This is a genomic window from Mycobacterium sp. IDR2000157661 (assembly GCF_022317005.1).
In the GTDB taxonomy this organism is placed as follows: Bacteria; Actinomycetota; Actinomycetes; order Mycobacteriales; family Mycobacteriaceae; genus Mycobacterium.
In genome coordinates this window covers 2512213-2528049 of sequence record NZ_CP081006.1, presented here as the reverse complement: position 1 = coordinate 2528049, position 15837 = coordinate 2512213, and the positions used below count along the sequence as shown (strand labels likewise).

Below are 15837 nucleotides of genomic sequence, written 5' to 3'. Positions count from 1 at the left end.
TCACCGCACTAGGGTCGGGGACATGGGTAGCGACTTCCGGAAGTCCGACATCGCCTCCACCCCGGCATGGCAGGCGCTGCAACGTCATCACGACCAGATCGGTGAAAAGCATCTACGCGCGTTCTTCGCCGACGACCCGGCCCGCGGCACCGAACTCGCCGCCACCGTCGGCGACCTCTACGTCGACTACAGCAAGCATCGAGTCACCCGCGAGACGATCGCGCTGCTGGTGGACCTAGCCCGGGCCGCCGGCCTGGAGCAGCGGCGCGACGCGATGTTCTCCGGCGCACACATCAACACCTCCGAGGACCGGGCCGTGCTGCACACCGCGCTGCGGTTGCCCCGCGGGGCCCAGCTGTCCGTCGACGGGCGCAACGTGGTCGCCGACGTGCACGAGGTGCTCGACAAGATGGGCGACTTCACCGACCGGTTGCGCAGCGGCGAGTGGACCGGCGCGACGGGCCAACCGATCAGGACCGTCGTCAACATCGGCATCGGCGGCTCGGACCTGGGGCCCGCGATGGCCACGATCGCGCTGCGTCACTACGCCGACGCGGGCATCTCGGCGCGGTTCGTCTCCAACGTCGACCCCGCCGACCTGGTGGCCAAGCTCGACGGACTCGACCCCGCCACAACGCTTTTCATCGTCGCATCCAAGACCTTCTCCACGCTCGAGACGCTGACCAACGCGATGGCCGCGCGTCGCTGGCTGACCGACGCGCTCGGCAACGCCGCGGTGGCCAAGCACTTCGTGGCGGTGTCGACCAACGAGAAACTGGTCGACGACTTCGGCATCAACACCGAGAACATGTTCGGATTCTGGGACTGGGTCGGCGGCCGCTACTCCGTCGACAGCGCGATCGGGCTCTCGGTGATGGCCGTCATCGGCCGCGAGCGGTTCGCCGAGTTCCTGGCGGGCTTTCACATCGTCGACGAGCACTTCCGCACTGCGCCACTGGAATCCAACGTTCCCGCTCTGCTCGGCTTGATCGGTCTCTGGTACAACGAATTCTTCGGCGCGGAAACCCGTGCCGTATTGCCATATTCGAATGACCTGGCGCGATTCGCGGCTTACCTCCAGCAGCTCACCATGGAGTCCAACGGCAAGTCGGTGCGCGCCGACGGCTCGCCCGTGACCACCAGCACCGGCGAGATCTTCTGGGGCGAGCCGGGAACCAACGGCCAGCATGCGTTCTACCAACTGCTGCACCAGGGCACGCGGATGGTGCCCGCCGACTTCATCGGCTTCTCCCAACCGACCGACGATCTGCCCACCGCCGACGGCGAGGGCAGCATGCACGACCTGCTGATGAGCAACTTCTTCGCCCAGACCCAGGTGCTGGCGTTCGGCAAGACGGCCGACGAGATCGCGGCAGAGGGCGCGCCGCCGAACGTGGTGCCGCACAAGGTGATGCCGGGCAACCGGCCCAGCACGTCGATACTGGCCACCAAGCTGACACCGTCGGTGCTCGGCCAGTTGATCGCGCTCTACGAGCACCAGGTCTTCACCGAGGGCGTCGTCTGGGGCATCGACTCGTTCGACCAGTGGGGCGTGGAACTCGGCAAGACCCAGGCCAAGGCGCTCCTGCCGGTCATCATCAACGACGACTCCCCCGCCGAGCAGTCCGATTCATCGACCGACGCGCTGGTACGGCGCTACCGAAGCGAGCGCGGCCGCACCGCCTGAGCGACCGCCCGCGTTACGGGGCGGGGATGGTGATGCAGCCGACGTTCGGCAGGCATCCGCTGGCACCGCCGCCCGGACCCGCCTGGACACTGCCGATGCCGGCGCACGGGGTGCCGTCGGCGTTGAGGCAGGGCGGAGGCGCCGGCTGGGCGGCGGCGATCGGGGCAGCGGCGATCGAAGCCGCCGCAGCGCCCGCGAACAGGAAGGGCGTCATCTTCGTCAGTTTGATCATGCGAATCGACTACCCCGGGAGGTTCGGCGTTCAACCCTCGGGTGCGTTCAAGCAAACGCCTTGGTCAGGCGTGGCGGCAGCAGGCGCATCACCTGAACCAGCGGGGCCCACGGCCACCATGGCACGGCCGCGCGCCCACTTTCGCGCTCGATGGCGTCGACCATCGCCTTCACTCCGGTCTCGTTGTCGACCATCAACAGCGTCGACGCCGACTTCGCGGTCATCTCGGACTCGATGTAGCCCGGTTCCAGCGTCGTCACCTTGATCGGGCCGCTTCCGTACTCGGCGCGCAGCGACTCTCCCAGTGACGTGACGCCGGCCTTGCTGGCGGCGTAGGCGGCCTTCACACCCGGCACGCCCTTGTTGCCCAGCACCGACGAGACGAGCACCAGATGCCCGCCGCCCGCTTTCTTGAACATCTCCAGCGCGGTCTCGATCTGCACTAGTGCCGCAACGAGATTCGTTTCGATGGTGGCCTTGTTGGCCCACAGCTTGCCCGACCCGAGCGGGGCGCCCTTGCCGATGCCCGCGTTGACGATGATGCGGTCGATGCCGCCGAGCTCGTCGGACAACTCGGCGAAGACCTTCGGCACCTGCTCGTGGTCGTTGACGTCGAGCGCGGCCACGGCGACGGTGATGCCGGGATGGCGCTCGTGCAACTCGGCCTTCAGTTCGTCGAGACGGTCGGTGCGGCGGGCACACAGCGCGAGGTCGCGGTTCCTGGCCGCGAACGCGCGGGCCATACCGGCGCCAAGGCCCGAACTCGCGCCGGTGATGAGGATTTTCTGCCTGGTCACCCGGACAGCCTAAGCATGATGGGTCGATGAGCCCCAATCGTCGTGTCCTGCCCGCTGCCCTGACACTGCTGGCCATCCTGCTCACAGCACCGACCGCGACCGCGCAGCCACCCAACCCGCTGTATCGGCTGGTCGACACCGCCGCGCAGCGACTGGGCACCGCCGACCCGGTTGCGGCCACCAAGTGGATCAACGGCGGCTCCATCGCCGATCCGCAGCGCGTCACTGCGGTGCTCGACGCCGTCGGTGCCGACGCCCGTGCCCACGGGGTAGACCCGCAGTATGTCCGGACGGTCTTCACCGACCAGATCGCGGCCACCGAGGGCGTCCAGTACATCCGCTTCGGTCAGTGGAAGTTCGATCCCGCGACCGCACCGACCACCGCACCCGATCTGGCGGATTCCCGCGCGCAGATCGACGGGTACAACAAGACGATGGTGGAAGAGATTGCGCGGCGATGGGATTCGCTGCACGGCGCCGCCTGTGCACCGACGCTGGCCGCCGCGACGGAATCCGTGGCGACGGTCCGCGTCCTGGACCCGCTCTATCGCCAGGCACTGGCGTCGGCGACGCGGTCCTACTGTTCGCGCAGCTGAGCCGACGTAGACTGCCTGCATCGACGAACCCAGGAGACGGCCCCGCCAAGCACGGTCGCGAGATACCGTGGAGGTGCTGCTGGAGCCGCTGCGCAGGTGTTCAACCGCGAGGGCCTGAAGGCGACGACCAATCGCATCGCCGCCCGGGCCGGGGTGTCGATCGGCAGTCTCTACCAGTACTTCCCGAACAAGCAGGCTCTGATGCGGGCGCTGGCCGAGCGGCACGTCCACGACGCTTCGCTGCGCATCGACGCGGTGTTCAAGCGCCTGCGCGACGACGAGCCGTCTTTCGAGGAGTCGGTGCGCACGATCCTCGAAGCCATCGTGGACCTGCACCGCGACCGGCCCGCACTGCATCGGCTCATGCACCGGGTCGCTCCCCGGGTCCCGGCGGACGTCGAGGCGCTGGGGGCGTTCGAGGATCACATCGCCGGTGAGATCGCCTACCACCTGTCCCGGTGTGGCCGCGACGGCGGAGACGCCCGGCTGACCGCGCAGACGGTGGTGCACGCCGTCGACGCGCATCTGCACCGCGTCATGACCAGTCGCGACATGGACGTCGATCAGCTGGTGGCACTGGTCGAGCGCCTGGTGCCCACCTCCTAGCTAAGCTAGCCGGCCGATCCGGACAGCACGTCATCGCGAACTCCGCGCAGCGTGTCGACGAGCCGGCCCAACCAGGTTCTTCGATCGGGTAATGACCGCAATTGTCCAGCAGCACAAGCGTCGTCGGGCCCGCGATACGGTCGAGGAAAGCCATGCTCAGCTCGGGTGGGGTCCAGCGGTCGGCCGCCGGATGCACCAAGGTGACCGGCGCCGCGGAGAAGGACTCGGGTGCGGTGTGCCGGTAAGTCAGCCAACTCCCGAGGAACCCGAGCGGGACGCGGACCCCGCCGCCCTTGGGGTCGCTGGCGCACAGCCGGGCCAGCTCGGGATTGCGGCTCATGTTGTTCATGTCCACCAGCCAGCGGATCGGCACCCGCACGCGGCCCAGCAGCGGATCGACGGCGCGCATGAGCGCGGGCGCGACCGGGCCGATGCCGGGAACGCGGGCGGCTGCGCTGCGCGCAGCGGGATCCGACGGGTCGAGCAGACAGGTGGCGACGACATGCGCGACCTGACCGGTGCGCGCTGCCGCCTCGTAGGCCATCATCCCGCCCATGCTCGCGCCGAAAAGCACCAGCGGCCGCGGGTCGGCCGTGCGTTCCTCCACCACCAGGTCGCACAGCAGATCGAGCCAGTCGGGATAGCGCACCGACTGCGGCGCGGGCTCCACGGTCTCGCCGTAGAGCGGCATATCGGGCGCCAGCACCTCGAGGCCCTCCCGGGCGGCTGCCGCCGCGATCGGCCACAGCGCACCGGAGTAGCCCCCGCCACCGTGGACCACCATCAACCGGACCGCAGCCTCCGCCGCGGACGCCCGGGCGATGTGAACGTCGCGACCGCGCCAGGTCCACCACGTCGAGACCGGATCGATCGGGGGCTCCGGGCGATATGCGGACGGCAGGAACGTGGCGTAACGGGCGTAGTCCATGCCTAACAGCGTCGGGGCGCGGTCGGCGGGTGACAACTCGCGTTCACCGGCCCGGGGGTCTGCGGAAACGGCCCCCTGCTCACGTTTACTTGAGGAGCCGCGACATCCGGCGGTCGGCCAGCACCTTGCCGCCGGTCTGACACGTCGGGCAGTACTGGAACGACTTGTCCGCAAACGACACTTCGCGCACGGTGTCCCCACAGACCGGGCACGGCAGGCCCGTGCGGCCGTGTACGCGCAGCCCGGAGCGCTTCTCCCCCTTCAGGGTCGCGGCCTGCTGGCCGACCGAGCGCTGCACGGCGTCGGTGAGGACACCGATCATCGCGTGGTGCAGCGCCGACAACTGCGCCTCGGTCAGCTTGCCCGCCGTCGCGAACGGCGAGATCCGCGCGACGTGCAGGATCTCGTCGCTGTAGGCGTTGCCGATGCCCGCGATGACCTTCTGATCGGTGATCACGGTCTTGATCCGGCCGCTGTTGCCCGCCAGCAGCCCGGCCAGGTCGTCGAGCCCCAGCGACAGCGCGTCGGGCCCGAGCGCGCTGATCCCGGGCACCGTCGCCGGGTCGTCGACGAGCCAGACCGCCAGACGCTTCTGCGTGCCGGCCTCGGTCAGGTCGAAGCCGGGAGCCGCCCCGGGCGTGCCCAGATGTACCCGCAGCGCGATCGGCCCCTTGCCGGGTTTCAGCGGGGCCGCTGCCAGCTTGTCGGACCACCGCAGCCACCCCGCCCGCGACAGGTGGGTGATCAGGTGCCGCCCGCCGGCTTCCAGCCCGAGGTACTTGCCCCACCGGTGGGCGTCGGTGACCGGCTGGCCGTGCAGCGTGCTGATCGGCGGGTCGAACGTCTTGAGCACCGAGAACGCCGACACGTCGATGCGCCCGACGGTCAGGCCGACGGCGTGGCGGCGCAGGTGGTCGGCCAGCGCTTCGATCTCGGGCAGCTCGGGCATGGTTCCAGTCTGCCGCTCAGCCGCCTCGGCTCACGCCGCCGGTGACCAACGAGAGCAGCCAGCTGACGATCGACAACACGATCGCTGCCCAGATCGCCGTCCACCAGAAGTCGTCGACGGCCAGGCCCCAGCGCGTGGTGTGCTCGGTGATCCAGGAGGTGAGCCACAACATCAGCGCGTTGACGACGATGTGGAACAGCCCGAGCGTGAGGATGTAGAGCGGGATCGAGATGATCTGCACGATCGGCTTGATCACCGCGTTGACCAGTCCGAAAACCACGGCGACGACGAAGATGATGCCGACTTCGGCCAGTGTCGAGTCACCGCCGACGAAGCGGATGCCGGGCACGATGAGCGTCACCACCCACAGCGCGACACCGGTCAGCGCGGCCCGCAGGAGAAATCCCACAGGCTCAGTGTGCCGAACGCAGCAGATAGGTGTCCATGATCCAGCCGTGTCGTTCCCTCGCCGCTGCCCGGGTTTGGGCGATCCGGTCTCCCACCTCGCCGACCGTGCCGGCCGCCAGCATCTCGTCGGGGGTACCGAGGTAGGCGCCCCACCAGATGCGGGTGTCGGGCGGGCAGGCCAAGAATGAGCAGTCGGCGTCGAGCATCACGACCGCGCTGCCGGACAGGCCGTGCTCGCGCAGTCGCCTGCCGGTGGTGATCAACACCGGCTCACCGATGTCGTTGAGCGGGATGCGATGTCGCGCGGTGAGCACCTGGATCGCGGTGATGCCGGGTATCACGTCGTAATCGATGTCGAGGTGGTCGGCGACGGCGTCGAGGATGCGCAGGGTGCTGTCGTAGAGCGACGGGTCACCCCACGCGAGAAACGCGCCTCTGGCGCCCGCAGGAAGCTCGGCTTCGATCGCCTGTGCCCACAGCCGGGCCCGGGCGTCGTGCCAGTCGGCGACGGCTTGGCGGTAGGCCGGGCTGTCCGCGGCGACCCTGTCACGCGGCGGATCGGGCAGCTCGACGAACCGGTAGCCGGGTTCGCGGATGAACCGTTCGCAGATGTGCCTGCGCAGCGCGACAAGCTCGCCCTTCGCCTGCCCCTTGTCCATCGCGAAGAACACCTCGGTGTCGTTGAGGGCGGCCACGGCCTGCGCCGTCACGAAGTCCGGGTCGCCGACACCTATTCCGATGACGTGGATTCGACGGGTCACGCCCGCGAGTATGCGCTAGTGCTCCTTGCCGCGGCTGAGGCGGAGCTTCCTGGCCCGATCGATGTCCTTCTCCTCGGCCTCCTGCTGCTTGCGCACGTTGCGGTCGTCCTTTGGCGGCAGCTGCAGTTCTTCCTCAGCAGGCAGGCCCGCCTGCAACTGGCGGCCGCGCTCCATCTCCGCGTCGACCTCGGCGCCGAAGAGCAACGCCAGGTTGGTGATCCACAGCCACAGCAGGAAGACGATGACACCGGCCAATGCGCCGTAGGTCTTGTTGTAGCTGCCGAAGTTGGCCACATAGAAGCCGAACAGCAGCGACGCCAGAATCCACACGACGATCGCGACCGCCGCGCCGCCGCTGATCCACCTGAACTTCGGCTGCTGCACATTCGGGGTGACGTAGTACAGGATCGCCACCGCGAGGATGACCAGGATGAGAATCACCGGCCACTTGGCGATGCTCCACACCGTCACCGCTGCGTTCCCGAGACCGATCGCGTCTCCGATGGTCCTGGCCACCGGACCGCTGACCACCAGCATGACCGCTACCCCGGCCGCCATCACCAGGCCCGCCAACGTCAAGAGCAGTTGCACCGGCCGCAGTTTCCACACCGGACGGCCCTCGTCGATCTCGTAGATGCGGTTCATCGCCCGGCCGAAGGCCCCGACGTATCCGGACGCCGACCAGAGCGCACCGAGGAGGCCTGCGACCAAAGCGAATCCGGCGGATGGCGAGTTGACGAGGTTCTCGATCGGCGGCCGCAGAGTGTCCATCGCCGACGCCGGCGCCACACCCTCGACGAGGTCGAGCATGGCATCGACCGTGCTGCGCCCCTGTCCGAACACCCCGAGCAGGGACACCAGCGCCACGAGCGCCGGAAAGACGGACAGCACCGCGTAGTACGTCAGTGCCGCGGCCAGGTCGGTGCACTGGTCGTCGGAGAACTCGCGCAGCGCCTTGCGCATCGAGTACAGCAGCGACGGCTTGGTCAGGTCAGCGGGCGATTCCGGTTTGCGCGGATCGTCCGGATCAGGCGCGTGCCGGCGCACGCCGGCCTCGTCGACTCCCATGTTGCCGCTCGATACCCGAACCCGACCCGGACAAACGCAATACCCGAAGTATCCGGTACCGCGGGTATTGACTCGACGAGGTCGACTCCCTACCTTGAGTGCAACGGATCGACAAGGGAGTCGCCGATGAGTGCACCAGCCCGAAACGAGTTCTCCCAGCGTCTGCTGAAGGGCTCGGTCAGGAAGTCCTACGCGCCGATCGTCGACATCGACTGGGACGCGCCGCTGGATCCCGACAAGTTCTTCCTGCCGCCGAAGATCGTGTCGCTCTACGGCACGGCGTTGTGGGACGCGATGACGCGCGAACAACAGATCGAGTTGTCGCGCCAGGAACTGGTCAACACGCTCTCGGCGGGCATCTGGTTCGAGAACATCCTGAACCAGTCACTGCTCCGCAAGATGATGCACCAGGATCCGACGGCCAGCGCGACCCACTACGAGTTGACCGAACTCGGCGACGAGACCCGCCACATGGTGATGTTCGGAAAGGCGATCGAGCGGGTCGGCGCAAAACCCGTGTGGCCCAGATTCTCTCAGCGCCTGATCATCAACACACTGCCGTTCGCGTTTCAGGGCGCGGCGTTGTGGGTGGCCGCACTGATCGGCGAGGAGATCTTCGACTCCCTGCAGCGGCAGATGATGGACGACGACGAACTGCAACCGATGGTGCAGCGGCTCATGCGGATTCACGTCACCGAGGAGGCGCGTCACATCCAATTCGCGCGCGACGGGCTGCGCAAGCGGGTGCCGCACATGCGCCCGGTGCCCAAGTTCGTGCTGTCCAACATCAACGGGCTCGGCGGCTACTTCTTCCGCTTCCTGTTCACCAACAAGGTGCAGTACCGCCGCGTCGGCCTGGATGCACGCGAGGCGCGTCGCATGGCACGCCGCAGCCCGCACCGGCACGAGACCCAGGTCGCGGGCTTCGCGCCGTTGGCCGCGTTCCTCGACGAAGTCGGCCTGCTGGGTCCCATGGCACGGCGCATGTGGCGCCGAAGCGGGTTCCTGCCGCGATGACCCCGCTGTACGACGGCCCGGGCGGGATGAAGGTCGACGGCACCGAACATTCCGTCCGGTTGCGGCTGACCGGACACCTCGATCCCATCGACGGGCGCTACCACTGGCGCGGCATGGTTTTCGATCTCACGTCCGAGGCGGTGTTGCGGATCCCGCAACGGGTATGCGTGTCGATCGGGACCGAGACAGCGCACGGGCAGCTGACCGAGGTGACGCCCTGGGGCACCTATTGCGTCGCAGGCGTCGGCGCGCCGCCGTATCCGCTCTGAGTCCGGCCGCTACTCCAGTTCTTCGTTGGTCAGCGCCGCGAAACCCTTCGCCTGGCCACGGGCCAGCGCCGCGCGCACCACGCCGACGATCAACCCCTGGATCGCAGCGGCGATGAACACCTCCCGGGTCGAGCGGCTCAGGTCCTGTGGATCCGGCTCCTGGTCGGACGGGTCGACGCGCTGCCAGATCTGCTGGAAGATCTGGCCGGCGATCAGGCCACCCGCGACGCTGCTGACGATTGACAGGGGCTTGTACATGGTCTTGGCGGCACTCACTGCGGTGAAGTTCCCTCCGCGTCAATGCCTAAACCTGTGACTAGAACACGTTCTAGTATGTCCGAGTGCGATTCACTTACGCCGAGGCGATGACGGATCCGACGTACTACGTGCCGCTGGCGAAGGCAGCGGAGGCGGCCGGCTACCACGCGATGACCATCGCCGACAGCCTCGCGTACCCGTTCGAGTCGGACTCGAAATACCCCTACACACCCGACGGCAGCCGCGAATTCCTCGACGGCAAGCCGTTCGTCGAGGCGTTCGTGCTCGCGGGCGCCCTGTGCGCGGTGACCACCACGCTGCGCTTCAACTTCTTCGTGCTCAAGCTGCCGATCCGACCGCCCGCCCTGGTCGCCAAACAGGCCGGCTCGCTGGCCGCGGTCTTCGGCAACCGGCTCGGTCTGGGTGTCGGCACCAGTCCGTGGCCCGAGGATTACGAACTGCTCGGCGTCCCGCTCGCGAGGCGCGGCAAGCGGATGGACGAGTGCATCGAGATCATCCAGGGGCTGACGACCGGCGAGTACTTCGAGTTCCACGGCGAGTTCTACGACATCCCCAAGACGAAGATGACCCCGGCGCCGACCCAGCCGATCCCGATCCTGGTCGGCGGCCACGCCGATGCCGCGCTGCGGCGCGCGGCCCGGCACGACGGCTGGATGCACGGCGGCGGCGATCCCGAAGAGCTCGATCGGCTGATCAAGCGGGTCAAGCAGTTCCGGGAGGAAGAAGCAGACGCCGCCCATACTGATGGCGACGACTTCCAGATCCACGTCATCTCGGCCGACGCCTACACGCCCGACGGCATCAAGCGGCTCGAGGACCGGGGCGTCACCGACGTCATCGTCGGCTTCCGCATCCCCTACATCGCGGGCCTGGACACCGAACCGCTCGACAACAAGATCCGGCACCTCGAGATGTTCGCAGACAACGTCATCGCCAAGTTGTAGAAGGGTTACCTGACCGGGCCGGGGGTAACCCACTCCTCGATGGCTTCTGGGTACAACGGCGACGGCGGCGCGCTTCGCGGCGTGGTCGCGGTCGGCGCCTCGGCGGGCGGCGTCGAGGCGCTCACCGAGTTCGCGGCCGGGCTGCCGGCGGAGCTTCCGTACGCCGTTGTCATCGTGTTGCACGTGCCGGCCAACGCGCCCAGCGTGCTGGCTCAGATCATCGACCGCAGCGGGCCGCTGCCCGCGATTCCGGCCACCGACGGCGCGAAGCTCGAACCCGGATACATCCACGTCGCCGTGCCGGACCGGCATCTGCTCGTCCTCGACCACCACATCATGCTCTCGGAGGGGCCGACGGAGAACCGACACCGGCCGGCGATCAACGCAATGTTCCGGTCCGTCGCATTGTCCGCAGGACCGCGGGCGGTGGGGGTGTTGCTCTCCGGCGTGCTCGACGACGGCGTGCTCGGCATGTCGGCCATCCGGTCACGCGGCGGCACGACCATCGCCCAGCGCATCGACGACGCCCTGTTCCCGGCGATGCCGCGCAACGCCATCGAAGCAGGCGCAGCCGATCACCAGAGCACCGCCGGGGACGTCGGCGCGCTGCTCGCCACCCTGGCCGACCGAGAGATCGAGGAGCGGCAGATGGAACCGGATCCCGGCATGGAGTTGGAGAACCGGATCGCGATGGGCTCGCGGTTCCAGACCGAGTTCGACGCCGAGGCACTGGGCCCACCGTCGGGCTACACCTGTCCGGACTGCAACGGGTCGCTGATGACGTTGAGCAAGGACAACTTCCGCTGTCGCGTCGGTCATGCCTGGACCGGTGATGCGCTACTGGGCGCCCGGGACAGCGAGGTCGAGACGGCCCTGTGGGTGGCCCTGCGCAGCCTGCACGAGAAGGCGAAGCTCGCCCGGCGACTCGCCGAGAGCTCCGGACCGGGCGCGATGAGCCAGCGCTATCACGACCTGGCCGACCAGGCCGAACGCGCGATCACGATCCTGGGCAAGCGGCTGACCAAGGCGGAACCGGGTGCCGGACATGCCGCCGGTGAGTGACGGCCGCAGCGCGATGACCACCGCCACCCGTGACGTCGATGCGGTGGCCGTGCTCACCGCCGTCGGCACTCTCGATGCCTCGACCTACCTGATCCTGCGCGACGACATCATGAAGGCCGCACTCGACGAGCCGGCGGCGGTGATCATCGTCATCGACCAACTCGAGGTGCCCGCGGAGTCCGCGTTCGCCGTGTTCACCAGTGCCCGCTGGCTCGTCGGGACGTGGCCGGAGGTACCGATCGTTCTGGTGCACGGGCGCGAGTCGGTCCGCAGGGCGATCGTCCGCAACGGGGTGTCTCGCTACGTGCCCGTGTACCCGACGCTGGCGGCGGCGCTGACCGATCCGGCCCGCACCCCCGTGCGCCGACGGGCACGCGTCGAGTTGTCCGCCCAGCCCGGCAGCTTGAAGCGCTCACGGGACCTCATCGTCGAATGGCTGACGGTGTGGTCGCAGGCCGAGCTGATTCCGGCGGCCAAGGTGGTGGCCACCACGCTGGTGGAGAACGTCCTTCTGCACACCGACAGCTGCCCGGCGATGCGGCTGGAGACGGACGGCACGACGGTCACCATCGCCGTCTCGGACGCCAACCGCGCCCCACCCAGCATGCCCGAGGCGCAATTCGCCGGCCGCCCACCGTCGGGACTGCGGATCGTGTCCGCACTGTGTCGCGCGTGGGGGTGCTCGCCGACTCCGACGGGCAAGACGGTGTGGGCCCGGCTCGGCCCCGAGAACCGCCTGTGATCGAGTGAGTATGTTGAGACCGCGGCACGGTCTTCGAAACAGGGGCGAATATGGACGGGCAGACGGACGACACCTTCGAGGCCCTGCTGCGCTATATGCGCGACAGCCGGGGATTCGATTTCACCGGCTACAAACGCACGTCGTTGATGCGCCGCGTGCGGCATCGGATGGAGCAGGCCGGGCACCAGTCCTTCGACGAGTATCTCGATGTGCTGCAGGCCAGTTCGGACGAGTTCGCGGCGTTGTTCAACACCATCCTGATCAACGTCACCACCTTCTTCCGGGACGCCACCGCCTGGCAGTTCCTGCAGAGCAACGTCATTCCTTCCATCCTGGCGAGCAGACCGCCCAACGACCCGATCCGGTTGTGGAGCGCGGGATGTGCCTCCGGTCAGGAGGCCTACAGCCTCGCCATGCTGCTGGCCGAGGCCCTGTCGCCGGACGAATACCGCCAACGGGTGAAGATCTATGCCACCGACGTCGACGAGGAGGCGCTGACCCAGGCGCGCGCGGCCACCTACAGCGCCAAAGAGGTCGAGTCGGTGCCGCCCGAACTGCTCGCCAAGTACTTCGACCACCACAACTCGAGTTACGTGTTCCACAAGGACTTGCGCCGAGCGGTCATCTTCGGGCGCAACGACCTGGTCAAGGACGCGCCGATCTCGCGGGTCGACATCCTGGCGTGCCGCAACACGCTGATGTACATGAACGGTGACACGCAGCGAAATGTGTTGAACCGGTTGCACTTCGCGCTGGCTCCGCAGGGCATGTTGTTCCTCGGGCACGCGGAGATGCTGCTGAGCCACTCGGACCGGTTCACCCCCGTCAGCCTCGACTCGCGGATCTTCCGCAAAACCGCCGGATCGCACCGGGGCGGCGCCCCTTACGACGCATCGGCGACCACGGTTCGCCACGCTGACCTGCCGGGGCTCGACCCGATTCGCGAGTTGGCCTTCCGCGCAAGCCCGGTCGCGCAGATCGTGATCACCGGCGAGGACACCGTCGCGATGGTCAACCAGCAGGCCGAGACCACGTTTGGGTTGTCGGCGCGCGACATCGGCCGGCTGCTGCGTGACCTCGAGGTGTCCTACCGTCCGCTCGAGCTGCGCAGCTATCTCGAACAAGCGAAGGTGGAGCGGCGCGCGGCACGCATCCAGGACGTCAAGTGGCAACGCCCCGGCTCGGAGACCCAGTGGTACGAGATTCATGTGAACCCGCTCGTCGACGCGGAGAACGGTCTGATCGGGACGTCGATCGTATTCTTCGACACCACCCCGACCAGAACGCTGGTGGAGCAGGTGGTGGAAACCAACAAGCAGCTGGAGGCGGCCTACGAGGAACTGCAGTCCACCAACGAGGAACTCGAGACCACGAACGAGGAACTGCAGTCGACGGTCGAGGAGTTGGAGACCACCAACGAGGAACTGCAGTCGACAAACGAAGAACTCGAGACGATGAACGAGGAGTTGCAGTCCACCAACGATGAACTGCACACCATCAACGACGCCTTGCGCGATCGGAGCACCGAGTTGAACGAGGCCCGGCTGTTTCTGGACTGCCTGGCCAACTCCATCCAGCTCGGGATGGTGGTCGTGGATAAGGAGATGCGGATCGTCGTATGGAACAACGGCAGCGAGGAGTTGTGGGGCCTGCGGTCCGAAGAGGTCGTCGGCGCACCGCTGACGTCCTTGGACATGGGATTGCCCCTCGAGGAGGTCAAGCCGTTGATCGGCAAGGCATTCGTCGACGCCGACACCAAGGGTGAAGTTCTTGTCGAAGCCGTCAACCGGCGCGGTCGACAGACAAGAATTCGGCTGCGCTGCAGTGCCTTTCGCTCAGAGGAATCGGCGGTGAACGGCGCGCTGCTGTTGATGGAGGTGCTGAACTAGCCACTAGTGCATCCGCCTCTCGTCGGCGGCCTCGGCGGCGAACTGGTCGTCGGCGGCCGCGTCATGACGGTCGGCTTCCTCTCGGTGGCGTTCGGCCGCCGACTGGTGCATGTCGGTTGCCGCCTCGCCGGAACGCAACGCGGCCTGCTCGTGGGCGGCCGCGGCCCGCCGGTGCGCGCGGCCGGCGTCCAGATGGCGTTCGGCGGCCGATTCGTGCGCTGCCCTGGCGCGGGCCAAGGCCGCGTCCGCGCGCTTCTTCGCATCCCTGGCCGTTCTGGCGGTCGCGGGCCGGCCGCCGACAAGTTCGGACTGTCGTTGCTGCAGTTCCTCGGCGCGCACGCGCGCCGCTTCACCGCGGTCTTCCGCGGTGCTATGGGTGCCGTTCGCTCGACCAGCCGTGTCGGCCACTGGTGCCAACGCTACGCTCCGCGCAATGTGGTGTGCGGGCTCAAGCCGTAGGCGTGCCGGTACTGCACGGCGAAGCGACCGGTGTGCGCGAACCCCCACTTGGCCGCGATCGCAGTCACTGTCGTGTGCCTCCGGTCGCCCGCCAACAGATCGCGGTGTGCTGCTTCGAGCCGGATTCTGCGCAGATGCCGGATGGGCGTCGTGTCGAGGTGGCGACGGAACATGTACTGCACGGCGCGCGGAGTGATGTGGACGGCCTCGGCGATATCGCCGATGGAGATGTCGGCGGAGGCATTGACCTCCATGAACTCGATTGCTCGGCGCAACAGCACCGGATGGGTGTCGGCGCGGTCCTGCGGCCGGTCGTCGACGATCGCGGTGTTGGAGAACGTCGAGAGGGTCACAGCAGCCAGCAGGCGGGCCGCGTGCCCCAGGACCAGGGGGGTCGCCATGGCCTCGTCGCGCAGCAGAACGTTCTTCACGTAGTCGACGGTCTGGCGCCAGATTCGTCCGGCTGCGGCGTCCACCGGCACCAGGCTGTGGAAGCGGACCGATGTGCGGACGTGGGCGACCGGAATCCCGGTCGCGACCGACGCCAGCAGCGCCGGGTCGATCAGCACCGAAACCAGGCCCACGTCGCCGGTCTGGATGTTGAACGGTTCACCGGTCTGGGAGACCAGCGCCACCTGGTCGACGTCGGCACCGGTGGTCAGACCGCCGGAGCGGCCGGTCACCGTGCCGCGGCTGGGCCAGACCGCTGCCACCTGGGTGAGCGGTTCGGACTCGGCGACAAGGCGGCCGGCGAGGTCGACGTCCTCGATGGCGAACGACCCAGCATCCGTGCGGGCGTGAACCAGCGCCGGATCGCGGTTCGAATCATCGACACGGGAGATCCGCAGCTTGACGCCGTAGGCGCGCTCGAGAAACCGGTGCAGGTCGGCGTCGTCAGACACCTGCACCAGCGATCGTCGGAGCCCGTGCGATGGCAGGGCGGGCGAATTCGCGATTTCAGTCAACACATCACCTCGATGACGTTCTGACCCTAGCTACAGAGGCTCTTTCTTTACCCCACGTTGGTTCAACCATACCCGCGTACTGCCCCCCCCCGGGGACTATTGGACACCTGTCAATCCTCGGCGACCGCGCTGATCTCGGCTTTTGGCCTCCGCGGCGCGTGTCCGCGCGCCGGCTGCCT

The 15837-nt window shown here is 67.7% G+C and carries 17 protein-coding genes and 2 pseudogenes; 8 read left to right on the top strand and 11 right to left on the bottom strand.

The features are described 5' to 3' along the window. The first annotated feature begins 22 nt into the window (after positions 1-22). Entirely contained in the window at positions 23-1687 is a 1665-nt protein-coding gene (pgi, locus tag K3G64_RS13475) for a glucose-6-phosphate isomerase (protein WP_238884953.1), read from the top strand. Positions 1688-1700: 13 nt separating this feature from the next. Here pgi and K3G64_RS13470 read toward each other — a convergent pair whose 3' ends face one another. Beyond that, positions 1701-1919: a hypothetical protein gene (locus K3G64_RS13470; RefSeq protein ID WP_238884951.1), complete on the bottom strand. Its 219-nt coding sequence runs from the start codon at positions 1917-1919 to the stop codon at positions 1701-1703. Between the two features lie 47 nt (positions 1920-1966). Then, the gene (locus tag K3G64_RS13465; RefSeq protein WP_238884950.1) at positions 1967-2716 is read right to left on the bottom strand and encodes an SDR family oxidoreductase; all 750 of its coding nucleotides are present in this window, start codon (positions 2714-2716) and stop codon (positions 1967-1969) included. 26 nt (positions 2717-2742) lie between these two features. Between K3G64_RS13465 and K3G64_RS13460 the strand changes: the two genes are divergently transcribed. Together K3G64_RS13460 and K3G64_RS13455 are read left to right on the top strand one after the other, a co-directional pair. After that, the gene (locus K3G64_RS13460; protein WP_238884948.1) at positions 2743-3312 is read left to right on the top strand and encodes a chorismate mutase; all 570 of its coding nucleotides are present in this window, start codon (positions 2743-2745) and stop codon (positions 3310-3312) included. 96 nt (positions 3313-3408) lie between these two features. Further along, positions 3409-3918 (top strand): TetR/AcrR family transcriptional regulator, encoded by a 510-nt coding sequence (locus tag K3G64_RS13455; RefSeq protein WP_238884946.1) that lies wholly within the window; start codon positions 3409-3411, stop codon positions 3916-3918. Here the strand turns inward: K3G64_RS13455 and K3G64_RS13450 are convergent. The 6 genes and pseudogenes from K3G64_RS13450 to K3G64_RS13425 form a co-directional block, all read right to left on the bottom strand. Then, positions 3848-4846, bottom strand: a complete 999-nt coding sequence (locus K3G64_RS13450; protein ID WP_238884944.1) for an alpha/beta hydrolase — start codon at positions 4844-4846, stop codon at positions 3848-3850. The two genes, K3G64_RS13455 and K3G64_RS13450, sit on opposite strands and share 71 nt — an antisense overlap. Positions 4847-4931: 85 nt before the next feature. Further along, positions 4932-5399, bottom strand: a complete 468-nt coding sequence (locus tag K3G64_RS13445; protein ID WP_238950645.1) for a zinc finger domain-containing protein — start codon at positions 5397-5399, stop codon at positions 4932-4934. Between the two features lie 201 nt (positions 5400-5600). Next, positions 5601-5795, bottom strand: a pseudogene (locus K3G64_RS13440) (DNA-formamidopyrimidine glycosylase family protein); the annotation flags it as partial. Between the two features lie 16 nt (positions 5796-5811). Continuing rightward, positions 5812-6204: a phage holin family protein gene (locus tag K3G64_RS13435; RefSeq protein WP_238884942.1), complete on the bottom strand. Its 393-nt coding sequence runs from the start codon at positions 6202-6204 to the stop codon at positions 5812-5814. Positions 6205-6208: 4 nt separating this feature from the next. Beyond that, a complete protein-coding gene (cobF, locus tag K3G64_RS13430; protein ID WP_238884940.1) occupies positions 6209-6964 on the bottom strand; it encodes a precorrin-6A synthase (deacetylating) in 756 nt (251 codons plus the stop codon). 15 nt (positions 6965-6979) lie between these two features. Beyond that, a complete protein-coding gene (locus tag K3G64_RS13425; protein ID WP_238884938.1) occupies positions 6980-8032 on the bottom strand; it encodes a YihY/virulence factor BrkB family protein in 1053 nt (350 codons plus the stop codon). A gap of 126 nt (positions 8033-8158) precedes the next feature. Here K3G64_RS13425 and K3G64_RS13420 point away from each other — a divergent pair. Continuing rightward, positions 8159-9318 (top strand): annotated as a pseudogene (locus K3G64_RS13420) (diiron oxygenase). Between the two features lie 9 nt (positions 9319-9327). On the opposite strand, the gene K3G64_RS13410 reads toward K3G64_RS13420, so the two are convergent. Then, entirely contained in the window at positions 9328-9594 is a 267-nt protein-coding gene (locus K3G64_RS13410; protein ID WP_238884932.1) for a DUF4235 domain-containing protein, read from the bottom strand. Positions 9595-9659: 65 nt separating this feature from the next. Here K3G64_RS13410 and K3G64_RS13405 point away from each other — a divergent pair, with 65 nt between their 5' ends. The 4 genes from K3G64_RS13405 to K3G64_RS13390 are packed head-to-tail and all read left to right on the top strand — an operon-like array spanning position 9660 to position 14234. Then, entirely contained in the window at positions 9660-10541 is an 882-nt protein-coding gene (locus K3G64_RS13405) for an LLM class flavin-dependent oxidoreductase (protein ID WP_238884930.1), read from the top strand. A 39-nt stretch (positions 10542-10580) separates the two neighbouring features. Further along, the gene (locus tag K3G64_RS13400) at positions 10581-11603 is read left to right on the top strand and encodes a chemotaxis protein CheB (protein WP_238884928.1); all 1023 of its coding nucleotides are present in this window, start codon (positions 10581-10583) and stop codon (positions 11601-11603) included. Next, on the top strand, positions 11596-12345 hold the full coding sequence (locus K3G64_RS13395) for an STAS domain-containing protein (protein ID WP_370646928.1): 750 nt from the start codon (positions 11596-11598) through the stop codon (positions 12343-12345). The genes K3G64_RS13400 and K3G64_RS13395 overlap by 8 nt, the downstream gene beginning before the upstream one ends. 50 nt (positions 12346-12395) lie before the next feature. Further along, a complete protein-coding gene (locus tag K3G64_RS13390) occupies positions 12396-14234 on the top strand; it encodes a CheR family methyltransferase (protein ID WP_238884926.1) in 1839 nt (612 codons plus the stop codon). 3 nt (positions 14235-14237) lie between these two features. On the opposite strand, the gene K3G64_RS13385 is transcribed toward K3G64_RS13390, so the two are convergent. After that, positions 14238-14642, bottom strand: a complete 405-nt coding sequence (locus tag K3G64_RS13385; protein ID WP_238884924.1) for a hypothetical protein — start codon at positions 14640-14642, stop codon at positions 14238-14240. A gap of 11 nt (positions 14643-14653) precedes the next feature. Then, a complete protein-coding gene (locus tag K3G64_RS13380) occupies positions 14654-15601 on the bottom strand; it encodes an AraC family transcriptional regulator (protein WP_238884922.1) in 948 nt (315 codons plus the stop codon). Positions 15602-15837 lie beyond the last annotated feature (236 nt).

What these genes read in the sequence shown, in the direction of transcription:
- K3G64_RS13400 (WP_238884928.1), top strand. Translation starts at nt 10,581, where the DNA reads ATGGCTTCTGGGTACAACGGCGACGGCGGCGCGCTTCGCGGCGTGGTC.
- K3G64_RS13460 (WP_238884948.1), top strand. Translation starts at nt 2,743, where the DNA reads ATGAGCCCCAATCGTCGTGTCCTGCCCGCTGCCCTGACACTGCTGGCC.
- pgi (WP_238884953.1), top strand. Translation starts at nt 23, where the DNA reads ATGGGTAGCGACTTCCGGAAGTCCGACATCGCCTCCACCCCGGCATGG.
- K3G64_RS13470 (WP_238884951.1), bottom strand. Translation starts at nt 1,919, where the DNA reads ATGATCAAACTGACGAAGATGACGCCCTTCCTGTTCGCGGGCGCTGCG.
- K3G64_RS13425 (WP_238884938.1), bottom strand. Translation starts at nt 8,032, where the DNA reads ATGGGAGTCGACGAGGCCGGCGTGCGCCGGCACGCGCCTGATCCGGAC.
- K3G64_RS13450 (WP_238884944.1), bottom strand. Translation starts at nt 4,846, where the DNA reads ATGGACTACGCCCGTTACGCCACGTTCCTGCCGTCCGCATATCGCCCG.
- K3G64_RS13390 (WP_238884926.1), top strand. Translation starts at nt 12,396, where the DNA reads ATGGACGGGCAGACGGACGACACCTTCGAGGCCCTGCTGCGCTATATG.